Here is a 13669-nt window from a genome sequence, read left to right on the forward strand (position 1 = left end):
CAGACAGAAATAGCAGCAGTTGCTAATCTTTTCTACCTTGACGGCTAGCTGTTTGAATGTACAGAATGATTAGAAAAACACTGGGAACCAATACAAACAGAATGGTTGCCACAAACCCTAAATCGTTAACTTCCATGAAGACGCTCGCCTCTATCGGAAAATAGAAAAACACACACAACTAGGATATCACTCAAAGGCAAAAGGCAAACTCCAAGACAGAAGAAGAGCTTACCGACAAGCGTCGAAACCCTCTTTCTGGCTGGATGCCTTGCTTCCCCATCTCTTATTTGTCCTAGAAACCAAGTTTCTTTTCCTAGATCGGCAAAATGCGTGATTATACAGTGAAATAGGAAAAAAAAACAAAATTATTGCATTCTGCATTTTTCTTTCCTTCTGCATCTCTAGTCTTCTGCCCCCTGAAAGTCACGGTTTAGTCTTCACGCTCACGTCGCCATTGACCATAGCTTGACAAGCCAACCGATAGTTTTCGGGCTTTTTCTTGAGCTTGCGGTTTTCAAAGTCAGTGCGGGGCGACAGATTTTCACTGCCCTCGACAATTTCCACAATGCAGGTGCCACATTGACCGTAGCCCCCGCAATTCATCATCTTTCCCGAAAATGTGTACAAATCGATGCGGTTTTCTAGAGCTTTGAGCCTCAAATTGGCTCCGTCTGCTGCGATGACTTCCTGATTTTCCTTCACAAACTTGATATTGGCCATTGCCGATTCCTTAACGCAGTTGACATCCAACTCTATTACAAAATATTAACTAATGTGTCGGACGTTTAATACCCGATGTCCAATTGATCTGGTAATTAAAGCTCGCCCCAACTCAATCTCAAGGAGCATCCGAGAGGTTATTAGTCGGAAGATTGCTCACAGCCCGCTGAAGAGATGAAAGCCCCAGGTTGTAGGTGACAATTGCCGACAATCGGTTTCTCTCAGCCCTAGTCAAATCAGTTTCCGCCTGAATCACATCCGTCTGAGTACCCACGCCAGCTTGAAACCGCAGTCTCGCCAGACGCAAAGCTTCCCTTGACTGCAAAACCCCCGCCTCAGAAGTTTCGATATTCTCAAAACTCGACTCTAAGCCAAAATAAGCTTGTTCCACTTCCCGGCGCACCTGATTGCGGAGTTGGTCAAATCGACTTTCAGCGATCGTAATCTCAGCATCCCGCTGTCTCGCCCTGGCGTTCGCCGCGCCCCCATCGAAGAGACTCCAAGTCAGACTCGCCCGGATCGAATAACCATCGGCCCAGCCGCGAGAAGTATACGGATCGGGGTTATCAGGGTCTTGTCCCAGTACGTTGTAACTACCCCCCACGCTCACTTGAGGCAAACGCGATGCCTGAATCGCTCGCCTCTGCTGCTTGCTGATATCCCTCTGGACCAACTGCTGTTCCAACTCGGGGCGATTCTTAAAAGCCTGCACAATACTCTCTTCCAAAGACAGCCTCCAAGAGCCCGCTTGCTCTACCGGATCAGCCGCTGTCAAGTTCGCCGACTGGCTGACATTCAAAATCTCAGCCAGACGCCGCTGGGCAACTCGCTGGTCACGACGGGCCACTGACAGTTGTTGCACTTCGTTAGCCAAATTTGCCTGAGCCTGCAACACAGCAAACCGGGTTCCTACCCCGGCCCGTTCCAAAGCTTCGGCATCCCGCAAACTTTGCTGGGCATTTCTCACCGAAGCTTGGCGGATGGCAACTTGTCCGTCCGCGTTTTGCAAGGTGTAGTAAGCCTCAGCAGTGTCGAAGCGGAGTTCCTCGGCTTGGCGTTCCACATCCAGTTCCCGAAGGCGCAACTGTTCCTCTGCCGCGCGGATGGTAGCGCGCCGGCCTCCGAACAAATCGAGGTTGTAGCTCAACTGCAAAGTGCTGTTGAGACTGTTGTTGCCAAAATTTGTGCCGGCTTGGAGGGCGGGCTGCCCGGTTCCGTTAGCCTGAGCGTTGAAGCGGCGCTGTGCAGCCCGGATTCCGAGTTCTCCGCCGGCACTCACAGAACGGCTGGCGTCCATTTGAAAATTCAGGTCTGGATAAAGAGCCGCTTGCTGTTCGCGCAAAGCTGCTCTGCTTTGTTCCACTTGCTGTCCGGCGATTTGCAAAACTTGGCTGTTGCGGCGGGCGAGGTCGATCGCCTGCTGCAAGGTAATTGACTCAGTTTGCTCGATCCTGACATCCTCCGGGTTGGTCGGAAACTGCAGCGGATTCGGGTTGGGTTCCAGGGAAGCCGGAGGCTTGGTGTCTAAAATGCCCCTTGGAGGCACAGGGGGGAAACTTTCGTTCGGAGTGCCCCGGAGAATGGGTACCGGGGAACTGGGGACAGGAACATTGTTGGGAGGGTTCGGGGAAGGCTGCTGAACCTCTGTCGGTTCCAAACCTCTTAGTGGTGTGGAACCGCCCTGAGACAGAGTTGATGGGGCCGCCGGAGCAGCCTGTTGAGGCTTTGATGCTTGCTCGGGCTGGGTTCGAGTTGATGCGATATTCGCTCCCCCTTGCTGCTGAGACTCGGAGGTTTGAGGGTTAAGGGCGATCGACTGTTCGGCCTGTGATGCTGATTCTGCCGCTGTGCTCGAGGTCGATCGAACCTTCTGCCCTAATTCGAGCTGATTGAAGCGGGCCACACTGTCCTGAGATTGATCCGGAGGCTGTGCTGAAGCACTCTGTGCGGCGTTGCCCAAAGTAATTGCAGCGCCCACTCCGACTACGATGATTTGACGAAAAACACGCATAATTTTTTAATTACTCTGCAATCCTAGAGACAATTTTAGAGCAAGATTGAGGTCTCAAGTTTCTAGTCTGTAGCCTGAACTCGACGGTTACAAGTCACAATTACCATACTCATCTTAACTTTTGAATGTTCGATTCAAAATTTAGAATTTAACTTCAGCATTTGCCAGACCGATCGCCGCCGAGATTAGTTCCTCTACTCCGCTCACCGGCAAAATCCGGGTTTTCAGCGAGCTGGCGAGCTGTTCGAGGGTCATGTCGTCTAGAAAACGCGGTTCCCCCTGTTTTAGCATCACCGACGGCAGCAGGATGCCATCTCCCAAGTCTCGCCCCTGCAAAGCTTCGAGCAAATCTTGCCCGGTGAGCAAACCCGTGACAGTGATAGTTTGTCCCCAGTAGCGGCTGCACAGTGCAGCCATGTTGACGGACAAGCCGGGAATTTGGTTTAGTTGTTGTACGATCGGCTCAAAAGCTTTTTCGACAGCATTCCCCACCACCCAAACCAACTTGCGCGCAGGCTCGACTTGCATCGGTTGCAACTTCTCAAAAGCCGTTTCAAACTGTTGGATAAACTGGCGAATCGAACCCACACCGTTACCAATTTGCGGATAATCTTCGTAATCAGCAGCCGACGGCAAATCTAAACCAGCTATTAAAAACCACTCGTCAGCCAGCCAAATGCACCGCGATTTTGAATTCGGCTTTTTCGCCTTTTGCCCACCTTTCCCCTGATTCAAAAGCAGTTGAATTTTCTGCACTTGTTCGATTACTTCTCGCGCTTTTTGGGCCGTTACTGCGATTAGTTCATCTTCGGCTGGGCGAAAGCGAGTTAAACCCACCGGCACTACAGCCACCGATGCTACAGCGGGAATATTTCCGGTATGAAACTTTGCCAAATCTAACAAAGTGCGTTCTAAATGTTCGCCATCATTAATACCAGGACAAACAACTACTTGAGCGTGAATTTGCAAGCGGCGTTCTTTAAACCATTTAATTTGTTCGAGAATCTGGCCAGCGCGGAGATTTTTTAACAGCCTAATTCGCACTTCCGGTTCCGTAGCGTGCACGGAAACATAGAGAGGAGAAAGCCGCATTTGTTCGATTCTGTCCCACTCTTTTTGAGTCAGATTTGTGAGAGTGAGATAGCTGCCATAAAGAAAGCTGAGGCGGTAGTCATCATCCTTAAGATACAGAGTTTCCCGCTTGCCTGGAGGCTGTTGGTCAATGAAGCAAAAAGGGCAGCGGTTGTTGCACTGAATTAGCCCATCAAAAAGAGCAGTTTCAAATTCTAATCCTAAATCTTCGTCATACTCTTTTTCTATTTCTAACTTGTGGGTTTTGCCTTTAGTATCTAATACTTCTAATTCTAGAAATTCATCGGCGCACAGGAATTGATAGTCGATTAAGTCACGGGGTTTTTGGCCGTTGACAGCAATGATGGCGTCGCCAGCATCAAATCCAATTTCGGCGGCGATGCTATCGGGGATGACTTTGCTGATTAGGGCTGGTCGGGTTGATAAATCGCTCATATTTATTAGTTATTGGTAATTAGTTATTGGTAATTAGTTATTAGTGGGACTCTGTTACACTTGTTTTTAGTTGATACAACTTAGGCTATTTTATCGCCAACGATGACAGCGATGGGAACCCCATAATAAATCTCCTCGCCTTGGAAATGCGCGCCAATTCCGAGACTGTCAACACCAATATCCTCTCTAAAAATTTCTCTGATTTTCTGGTCATCGCCGGGGTTAGGAAAAGAAGCAGCTAACTGTTGTTCTAGCCCAAGCTCTACCTTGTAAAAAGCCAATTTAACATTTTGAAGATTGGCATCTGCGACTAATTTTGGCAACTCTTCCAGAGTCAAGGCGCGAGTATGAGAGGGATCGCGCAACTTCTCAATCCGATCGTAAGCATTCACTTTATCCGGTGGCAAAGCAACATCAGCAATCAAAATTCGACCACCTGGACGACATACGCGAACCATCTCTGATATAACAACATCTGGCCGCAAAAAATGATGGAAAGCGTAACGACTCAGAACAAGAGAAAAAGTAGCATCGGGAAATGGTAGTGTTTCAATATCTCCTTGTTGCCAGGACACATTAATCAAGTTTTTCTGTTGCGCCAGAATCTGGGCTTGTTCGAGCATCGCTGGTGTGATATCAATGCCAGTAACGTGACTGGCAACTTCCGCAAAAGCACAACTAACAATACCTGAACCGCAAGCAACATCTAGAACAGTGTCTTTGTCAGATACACTCGCCATTTCTCTCAGCAGGTACAGAGACTCTTGATTGGTGTGAGCGTACAATTTAGAGAATGGAATTGCCTGACGAGTGAACTGGTCGATGATGGATTCCTGATGTGCGGTCATAGTTTAGGATGTGGCTAGCGGAGAATGTTTACAGTTTAACTGGTCTAGGCTGAATTTGGCGATCGGGCGATCGCTTCTGCCAGTCTAGGCGAGTGAATTGTCTTTAACAGAATTGACTTGTCTGGTTGCTAAACATACAGCATTATATTTTTTCCACAAACAGTCCTGCAATCCGCACCTCAAAAGTTATTCCAGGTAGCTGAGGCTGCCATCCAATTTGCACCGCTTGGCGTATCCATTGTGCTGCATCAGAGGGTGTTACTGGTTTCACTTCGTTAGTTGGAGTCAAACCTTGAGGATGAGGTCGATCGGTGAGGATAACTAACACCGAACCTGGTTTTTCAGCGTGTTCGACAGCAACATGAAGATTTCCGCCATGAAAGCATTCTTGTGTATAAGTAGGTTGTCTGCGGATGAGCCAGATGAAAGGCTCCCCATCAACTATGATTTTTCTTGTTCCTTTTGTCGGTATTGACATAGTTTGTTTCAGCTTAAATATTTCAGCATTTTCAATAAGCATTGAGCCACCGGATTTTTGACTATAAATATAGGTTTTGTTGCAGAGTTTTGGCTCCTAACCCGGTTTATGTGACAGGCGCAGAATCTTTGTTTCAAGCAACCTCAATCATGATATTAAACTGTGCTTTCTAAATCTTCCCAGTCCGATGAAAAAGCGGTAATGTTTGTCCGGTAATTGATTGCTGCCAAGATTGGTGAAAGCTTGCTGCTCAATGTCATACTGCTTTGCATGGGCATATCATATCATGTCCGGTCTATTACCAGCGATCGAGACGGTTTGTAGTGCGGACTTTAGTCCGCAAAATCCTGCGGACTAAAGTCCGCACTACGAACTTGATGATGGTTGTTTTAGTTTCCCACGATCGCATACCACAAACTCACCATCAGACACACACTCGCTAAATGCTGTGGAATCAAAGATTTAATCGAGCGCTTGGCAATTTGTTGAGTCACAAATATTGTGACTAATAATGATACAATCAAAGTTAAACCTTGCAAGAAGCTAATCACGGCGGGATCGCCGATAAAACTCGGTAAATCGTCTCTAATTTGTCCGAAAGTGGCAAAAGTTACGGGAATCACTCGACCGCCTTCCTGCAAACCCAATCGCCAATAGTGAGCCAAACTACCGCCCCAGACTAAGGGTAAATAACCGTAGGCGAGAGAGACAAATGAGAGGGGTTTGTAGGTTGTAAATGGCATGGTTTCTGCTTGTCCCAATCGATAAATTACCTGCATGACGGCGTAGGCAATTAGGGGAATCATCGGCGGGATAATTAACACAGCGAGCGAGAGTCCTAAATGAGGGATAAATTGGTCTAAATTGATGCCTAGCCCCAACAAACTATTTATCTCCGGCAAGCGATGGAGATAAATACCGCTTAGTAATAAAAATAACAGGGCGACTTCATAACTGTGGGGAACATGAGTCGTCCATAATTCGATTCCGGGAGGGCGCAAATTTAATTCAACGGATCGATGCGGACAAGCTTTCAAGCAAGTCATGCACAACACGCAATCTTTATTATCAGTTAATTGGGCGGGATGGGAATAAATCGGACAGCCATTAGTAGTTAATCCTTCCCCCAAGCCGGGGCCGCCTTTGTAACATTGGTAGGTGCTGCATTCCGCCGCGCAGGTTCCTTGTTGGGCGCGAAGTTCGATAATTGATAGTTTAGCAAATAATCCATTCATTCCCCCGATCGGGCATAAATAACGACACCAAAATCGCCGCTCGAAGATTAGGGAAAAAATTACCGCTCCGGCGGTGATGAGCAACAACAAACAACTGGATAAATAGGCGGTATTTTCTAAATTCCACAACTCTTCCCACAGAAATATTAGGGTAAATAGTCCAAAAAGAAACCAACCGCCCCATTTTTCTGCTTGTTTGCGGGGCCATTGATTGAGCGATCGCGGGAAAAATTTCAGCGATAGTTTTTGGACGATTTCCCCATAAATCATAAAAGGGCAAAAAGCGCACCACAATCGTCCGATGATGGGGAATAATAATAAAATTAACGGCCACCACCACGCCCAAAAGATATTTAGGGCAAAATTATGTTGTCGATCTTGGGGAGCAACAAACAGGATAATTACCACTAATGCAAACACCCAGGTGGTAAACCAATAATTTACGCGATCGGGATACCACTCGCTCCGTAAAAATTGCCGAAATTTGGGATAAATATTTAATAAATTCAGCCGAAACTTTTGTTTCTTCGCTGCCTGGGCCCAAAACACTTCTTCCGTTAATACCTGACTCCCCTGTGCTTGAACTAAGGCGCGATCGACCATTCCCTGCAATTCCTGCAAATTACCTGGAAAATCGTAGGCTTGTAAGCGGCGAATTGCTTCCCGTGTGACTTGGGGCTTGACTAATTTCTTTTTGCGACCAATGATATTGAGATAATAGTTGACTTGTGCCTCTAAATCTGCTTTTCGCACCCGCAAGGATGGGACTTTAATCTTGTGTTGTGTCAGCTTATCTAGCTTGGGCTGCACAAGTTCTGAAATTAAAATTATCCGGGCATTACTAGAACGCGGTGGTCGCGGTATTTGTCCTTCCCTGACAACTGGCGTATAGGTTCCCTCGGTTAATAATTGCTGAATTTGGGGGCATAATTCAGGGGGTAATTCTTGCACGTCATTTAAAATTAACGTCCCTTCTCCCAGCCATTCCAACAGCCCCGGTTTGCCGCCCAACCGCCCGAACAATTCCGCTCCGTTGCTCTGAAGTAAAGCACTTTTAATCTGAATAATTGGCTCGTTGCGGCGATGGGAACCGAAATGAATTAAAGCAGCTAAATTATCCTTTTCTAAACCAGGTTCGCCAGAGATTAATACCGATCGGCTGTCACTCGATGCCGCGCGAATTTGTTGGCGTAATTTCACTGCATAACGACTATTGCCAATTACTCCCCGTTTCGCCCTGGGTACTAGATAGCTGCGGAGGGCATTTTGACGCTCTCGTTCGTAGGCAATTTCTGCTTCTAGCTGCTCTAACTTCGCCGCCAAGCGTTGAGCGTAGGCTTCGGTAATGCGTGGATATCTTTTTAGCAAACCACGCCAGCGATCGGCACTAATTACCCAAAATTGACACTCTGTCCGAGCAATAATTCGACTATCCGCAGGTTGCGATCGTTGAAGGGCAGATAAATTGACGATCGCCCCCGGTAATAAACTACTCCCCCACATTAAACCCGGTTGTTTGCTGCGGTATCGATCGGCTTGTCCTCGTTCTAGGATATAGAGATTAGTGATGGGCGTATCTTCTATTACCACTCGAAATCCAGGGGGAAAAGTTGTCATCTCCATTTCACCCGCGATCGCCTGTAAAATCTCGCGGGATAATATGGCTAATTCGGTACTCTCTTCGAGCCAGTTAACTAATGTTTCGGTAGACATCGCTTAGCGTCGGCGAAAGCCGAATCGTGGTGGTTGGTGTAGGATATATATTTTTGTGCTAGATCAATATTAACTGCTGGGAACGACTAGCATTTTTAGTTTGAGTGTGGTGTTAATTTTCTGTCTTCAGCATACCCGATCGGCCCTCCCCGCTCTAATATATTTTTTCTCCACGTCCTCCTGCAATCTGCACGTTAAAAGTGATTCCCGATCGCCGAGGCTGCCATCCAAGTTGCACTGCTTGCCGTATCCATTGTGCTACATCAGAGGGTCTTACTGGTTTCACTTCTTTCGTTGAAATAATCTGCCATACCTTTACCTCTTGCGGCGCTCCATCTGGAGGTTTTACGGGTATAAATTCACAGTTAGTTTGACTCCAACCTTGAGGATGAGGTCGATCGGTGATGAGAACTAACACCGAACCCGGTTTTTCAGCGTGTTCGACAGCAACATGAAGGTGTCCCCAGCCAGATTCTACTTGCGTATTAGTAGCTTGTCTTCGGATTAGCCAGATGAAAGGCTCCCCGTCAACAATTATTTTTCTTGTTCCTTTTTTCGGTATTGACATAGTTTGCTTAAACTCGTTAGCGTAAAGGTAAAAATCGCACTTGCCCTTCCCATTCTCCTTCCAGACTGCACTCAGCTATTAGCAAAATTTCCTCGATCGTCAAACCTACGGAAACACGGCGACTGACTTAAAATAACCCAAGCATTGCAAGACCTGCTTGCATGCGCTCGTAGGTGAACTCGGCCATCGTTGCTACATCCTGAGTTAGTACCACCCGCCCTTGCAGCGCTGCCCATTCTAAGACAGTTGGGTCGTCTGCTTCGATCGAACCCATATCTTGAACGCGGACAATATCAACGTCGGGATTCCGCCGCAGAATACCTCGGACAATCTGATTGTTAAAGTTCTCGTCTGCCAAGAATCGCAGCATATAAAACTACCCTTTTTGGTTGCGTCTTGCTAATAGGCGATCGCGTATTCCCACTGAGTTAAAACGCCTTTCTGCTTCCTGCTGAACTTCTGCGGCAAGACGTTGACGTTCCATCAGATAAGCGTCAACTTCGGATTGGTGTCGCAAGTAGTAGCCGATCGCAAAATAAATATCGGAAAGTTGAAGAGACGGGTACTGTTCCCGGATTTCTTCTGCTGTGCCTCCTTCAAGAAAAGCTGTAATGACTGTATCTAGGGTGACGCGGATTCTGCTAATGCGAATCACACCGTTTGCATCAGCCACCACCAGCGGAATTGGTTCAGCCGTCGGAACAAGTAGCATTTTGAGATTGATGGCAGTGTTAGTTTTCTCTCTTCAGCATAGCAGTCTGCTAAGGTCGATCGCCTTTAGAATCAGGATAAGTTCTGGGTTGTGAATTTAGATTGCCGGTGAGAGGATGTATCAAAAATATGTATTTATGAAACTCAAAATTTTGACTGGTTCCTGACAAGGTTAGTTGCTTCTGCCAGCACAGCAGCGCTCTTTTGTCAACCCAGCCGTGCGGGAAATAATCGCTTTTTTTGCGATACTCTTCCATATATTAGCACTGGGATTCTGAACGGATAACCAGTTTTAAATCTGATACTATTGTTCCCACAATTTCGGGTGCAACAAATAAGGACATCGCTACACCAATGCTAGCAGCAGGAACCAGCAGAATTAGCGTTAATTAGGCCTTTTGGCGCTCGCTATATTCGATCATTTTACATCCTTCACTGCGACGCTAACTTTGAGTTAAAAGCTAACATTTTGTTAACTTTTAATAAGCATTTTATGAACTGGTTCTCCGGCCCGTCCCACAATAAAATTTACTCTTTGTGGAACAGGCAAGATGCCTGTTCTTGTTTGTTTGAAAAGCAAAATGCCTGTTCTTGTAATTAGAACAACCTACGCATTTCCCACTGCCCCACCTGCGATCGCCGTTAAAATGGCTACGCCAAAAGCTAGCCGATACAACACAAATATCCACGTTTTTTGAGTTTGCAGGAACTTCATTAGCCACGCAATCGACAAATAAGAAAACACAAATGCCGAAATCGTTCCCACTATCAAAGCTGCAACTCCAGCATCGCCGATTCCTTGTCCCAAGTCACCCTTTAATTCCACTAATCCAGCCAGAGTAATTGCCGGAATTCCCAATAAAAAAGAAAACCGGGCGGCGGCAGGCCTTTCCAATCCCATAAACAATCCTGCTGTTAGAGTGGAACCCGATCGCGAACACCCCGGAATCAATGCGATTGCTTGAGCTAATCCCATCCAAATACCGTCTAAGACAGTTAACTTTTCATAAGTGCGATTGCGCTTGCCAATTTTTTCTGCTGTTGCTAAAAGTAGCGACATGACGATCGAAGCAATGGCGATGCTGGTCAAACTTCTCAGCGGCGAGTGATCAAAATCTGGAACCAATGCCTTGATTAGCAGCCCAAAAAAGAGTATAGGAATTGTTCCCAAAACAAGCCCCAGCGCCATTTGAAACTCATGGGATTTGTAGTCGCGCTGCACCAGGGCTTTTACTGCACCAACAGTTATATTTGTCAAGTCTTTCCAGAAATACCAAAGCACTGCAACAATACTGCCCAACTGAATTACAGCAGTATAAGCAACCCCCGGATCGCCCCATCCTAGAGCGATCGGCACTACCTTTAAATGAGCGGTACTGCTGATGGGCAAAAACTCTGTTAATCCTTGTACAATTCCTAAAACAAGAGCCTGCACCAGATTGATTTGAGCGGGCCCGGAAACATCAGCAGCGGGCGTTTGGGCGAGGATTGTGTCAAGCAAAGCTATCATTAGTTATTAGTTCCCAGTTGTCAGTTTCTAGTTATCCATTGGATTTAACATCTTGCATCATTCTCAGAAGCTACAAGCTCAGCCCGCAACAAATAAATTCTATTGTGGCGCGGATAGTTCCAGTCCGCCCATGAAAAGCCGATCGCAAATAGTGTTCTTGGATCAGTAGAATCACCGTGTCGAGCGCTACAACAAGCAAATTATCATAGTCTATCCGAAACTACGTTAACCTAATCAGGAACATTTGCATACAGTTGCTGATACAATTAGGAAAGTTTTTGCATTTGATTTCGCTTTCCTTACAGCAACTGCCAATACCCTATGATATTTCCTGAGAACAAAAATTCAATTGTTACTCCTGCTTCTGGCCTGGGCTTGCTGAAGCGAATCTTGTCAGCCAGTCTTTTAACAGTGACGATCGCACTTAGCTTAATACTGCTAAGCGGCACGCCGCCAGCCTTGGCAACTCTCACCGACGATCGCTTCGACGGTACAATCTTTGCCCTCTACGCCGGCAACGGTTCCCTAGTTCCTCCTAAAGTCAAGATTGCAGATTCTTTTAAACGCCATAAACCCGTACTCTTAGTTTTTTACACTGACGACAGCAGTGACTCCAAGCAATACGCGATCGTCGTCTCTCAACTCCAGGAATTTTACGGGCGCGAAGCCGATTTTATGCCAATAACAATTGACTCTTTGCCTCCGCAACCGTCACCAGAAATCACCGAACCAAGTCATTATTACGAAGGTTTTGTCCCTCAAACAGTCATCCTAGACCAATCGGGAAAAGTAGTTTTTAATGAAAAAGGACAAATACCCTTTGAACAGGTAGATGATGCTTTTCGGAAAGTATTTGACTTGCTGCCCCGTGAAAAATCGATCCCGCTCAAACGCCGTGTCGTAAACGAACTCAATATCGAATTGTCGAAGTAATAGGTAAGGGCTAATTGCTAGTCGTTATAGCAATTTTCAAGGATGCCTTAACAGAGTTTTTTTGTCTTATATTGGGTAAGGTGCGCAATGCGCACCCTACATTTAGGGTGATACAGTCAACAGTCAAGCGTCTACCGTCATTCAGCCTCAGTAATTCTTTACAAACACCATCTCGGGTATCAAGGCAAAATGGACGTGAACAGTTTAAACATTAAACAATGAATAGAACCTTAATTCCTGTGATTCTGGCCGGCGGTAAAGGCGAACGTTTCTGGCCACTGAGTCGCAAGCAGCGGCCCAAGCAGTTTTTGAGTCTCGACGGTAGCGGCAAGAGTTTGCTGCAAGCTACAGCAGAAAGACTATTAACATTAGGTAACGGCTGGGACGATTTGTGGGTGGTAACGTCGGAAATGTTGGCTGCAGGAGTCCGGGAACAGTTGCCGCTTTTACCTCCTGAGAATTTGCTGGCGGAACCAGAGGGCCGGGATACTGCGCCAGCGGTGGCCTGGACTGCGATAGAAACTGCGAAGCGTTACGGTGAGGATGCGGTTGTTGGTTTTTTCCCGGCGGATCACTGGATTGGGGAACCACAGGAGTTTGTCAAGACTTTGGAGGCGGCGGCCCAGTTGGCGAAAAATCAGGATGCGATCGCCACTTTGGGAGTAAAACCGAGTTATGCTTCCACCGGCTACGGTTACATCGAACAAGGCGAGGAAATTGGCAGTTTTGCGGGTTTTCCAGCCTATCGGGTAGCGAGGTTTACCGAAAAGCCCGATCGCACAACTGCGGAAGAATTTGTAGCCAGCGGCAAGTTTAGTTGGAACGGCGGAATTTTTGTCTTTCGAGTTGGAACAGTCTTGACAGAATTGCGAAATCATGTACCCGAAATGATGGCAGCTTTGGAAGCAAAAGGTGCCGCTGCTTACTCCGAATTGCCGAAAATTAGCATCGATTACGCGCTGATGGAGAAGACGCAAAAAGCCTGTGTTCTGCCCGTAGGCTTTAGCTGGGACGATTTGGGAGATTGGAATGCGATCGGTCGTTTGCTGCAAGGAGACAAGCCGAATGTCGAGTTAGCAAAACACGTCGGAATTGACACCAAGGATAGCATTCTGTATGCAGCGGATGAGAATGAAGTTATTGTCACCATTGGTTTAGAAGATGTGGTAGTTGTCAGAGATGGCAATGTCACTTTGATTGTGAAAAAGGACAGGACGCAGGAGATTAAACAGGTAATTAAAGTGTTGGGAGAAGATCAGAAATTCAAGGATTTATTGTAACGACAAACTACCGCTGAGCCAAGTCCTGAAAACTTCGTTTGTAGTAAGGACTAAAGTCCAATGGCACTGAAAAAGTGAGCAAAAAAAAATCTGTAAGGCAAGATATATATAGATCGTTGCCTTACAAACCAAAAT

14 protein-coding genes are annotated in these 13669 nt (G+C 46.7%); 2 read left to right on the forward strand and 12 right to left on the reverse strand.

All coding sequences use genetic code 11. The features are described from left to right. Positions 1–22 precede the first annotated feature (22 nt). The 12 genes from psbM to QUB77_RS09585 all read right to left on the reverse strand — a co-directional run bounded on the left by psbM (position 23) and on the right by QUB77_RS09585 (position 11321). Positions 23–136, reverse strand: a complete 114-nt coding sequence (psbM, locus tag QUB77_RS09530) for a photosystem II reaction center protein PsbM (protein ID WP_015177760.1) — start codon at positions 134–136, stop codon at positions 23–25. Between the two features lie 287 nt (positions 137–423). Beyond that, positions 424–720, reverse strand: coding sequence for a 2Fe-2S iron-sulfur cluster-binding protein (locus QUB77_RS09535; protein ID WP_333171709.1), 297 nt, complete (start codon positions 718–720; stop codon positions 424–426). A gap of 118 nt (positions 721–838) precedes the next feature. After that, entirely contained in the window at positions 839–2731 is a 1893-nt protein-coding gene (locus QUB77_RS09540) for a TolC family protein (RefSeq protein WP_333171711.1), read from the reverse strand. 141 nt (positions 2732–2872) lie between these two features. Beyond that, the gene (locus tag QUB77_RS09545; RefSeq protein WP_333171713.1) at positions 2873–4258 is read right to left on the reverse strand and encodes a TIGR03279 family radical SAM protein; all 1386 of its coding nucleotides are present in this window, start codon (positions 4256–4258) and stop codon (positions 2873–2875) included. 80 nt (positions 4259–4338) lie between these two features. Beyond that, a complete protein-coding gene (locus QUB77_RS09550) occupies positions 4339–5106 on the reverse strand; it encodes a class I SAM-dependent methyltransferase (protein ID WP_333171715.1) in 768 nt (255 codons plus the stop codon). 142 nt (positions 5107–5248) lie between these two features. Further along, positions 5249–5626 (reverse strand): hypothetical protein, encoded by a 378-nt coding sequence (locus QUB77_RS09555; protein ID WP_333171716.1) that lies wholly within the window; start codon positions 5624–5626, stop codon positions 5249–5251. Positions 5627–5973: 347 nt separating this feature from the next. Next, positions 5974–8532 carry a sigma 54-interacting transcriptional regulator gene (locus QUB77_RS09560; RefSeq protein WP_333171718.1) on the reverse strand — a complete coding sequence of 853 codons (2559 nt, stop codon included), beginning with the start codon at positions 8530–8532 and terminating at the stop codon, positions 5974–5976. Between the two features lie 154 nt (positions 8533–8686). Further along, on the reverse strand, positions 8687–9100 hold the full coding sequence (locus QUB77_RS09565) for a hypothetical protein (protein ID WP_333171720.1): 414 nt from the start codon (positions 9098–9100) through the stop codon (positions 8687–8689). A 127-nt stretch (positions 9101–9227) separates the two neighbouring features. After that, positions 9228–9470: a DUF5615 family PIN-like protein gene (locus QUB77_RS09570; protein WP_333171721.1), complete on the reverse strand. Its 243-nt coding sequence runs from the start codon at positions 9468–9470 to the stop codon at positions 9228–9230. Between the two features lie 6 nt (positions 9471–9476). Then, positions 9477–9812 carry a DUF433 domain-containing protein gene (locus QUB77_RS09575; RefSeq protein ID WP_333171723.1) on the reverse strand — a complete coding sequence of 112 codons (336 nt, stop codon included), beginning with the start codon at positions 9810–9812 and terminating at the stop codon, positions 9477–9479. Between the two features lie 49 nt (positions 9813–9861). Then, entirely contained in the window at positions 9862–10068 is a 207-nt protein-coding gene (locus QUB77_RS09580; RefSeq protein WP_333171725.1) for a hypothetical protein, read from the reverse strand. 350 nt (positions 10069–10418) lie between these two features. Continuing rightward, positions 10419–11321, reverse strand: a complete 903-nt coding sequence (locus QUB77_RS09585; RefSeq protein WP_333171727.1) for an undecaprenyl-diphosphate phosphatase — start codon at positions 11319–11321, stop codon at positions 10419–10421. A 321-nt stretch (positions 11322–11642) separates the two neighbouring features. Between QUB77_RS09585 and QUB77_RS09590 the strand changes: the two genes are divergently transcribed. Together QUB77_RS09590 and QUB77_RS09595 are read left to right on the forward strand one after the other, a co-directional pair. Continuing rightward, complete coding sequence (locus QUB77_RS09590) at positions 11643–12254, forward strand: thylakoid membrane photosystem I accumulation factor (protein ID WP_333171729.1); 612 nt, start codon at positions 11643–11645, stop codon at positions 12252–12254. Positions 12255–12472: 218 nt separating this feature from the next. Continuing rightward, complete coding sequence (locus tag QUB77_RS09595; protein WP_333171731.1) at positions 12473–13534, forward strand: mannose-1-phosphate guanylyltransferase; 1062 nt, start codon at positions 12473–12475, stop codon at positions 13532–13534. Positions 13535–13669 lie beyond the last annotated feature (135 nt).

Origin of the sequence: Microcoleus sp. AT9b-C3 (assembly GCF_036705485.1) — a bacterium.
In the GTDB taxonomy this organism is placed as follows: domain Bacteria; phylum Cyanobacteriota; class Cyanobacteriia; order Cyanobacteriales; family Microcoleaceae; genus Microcoleus.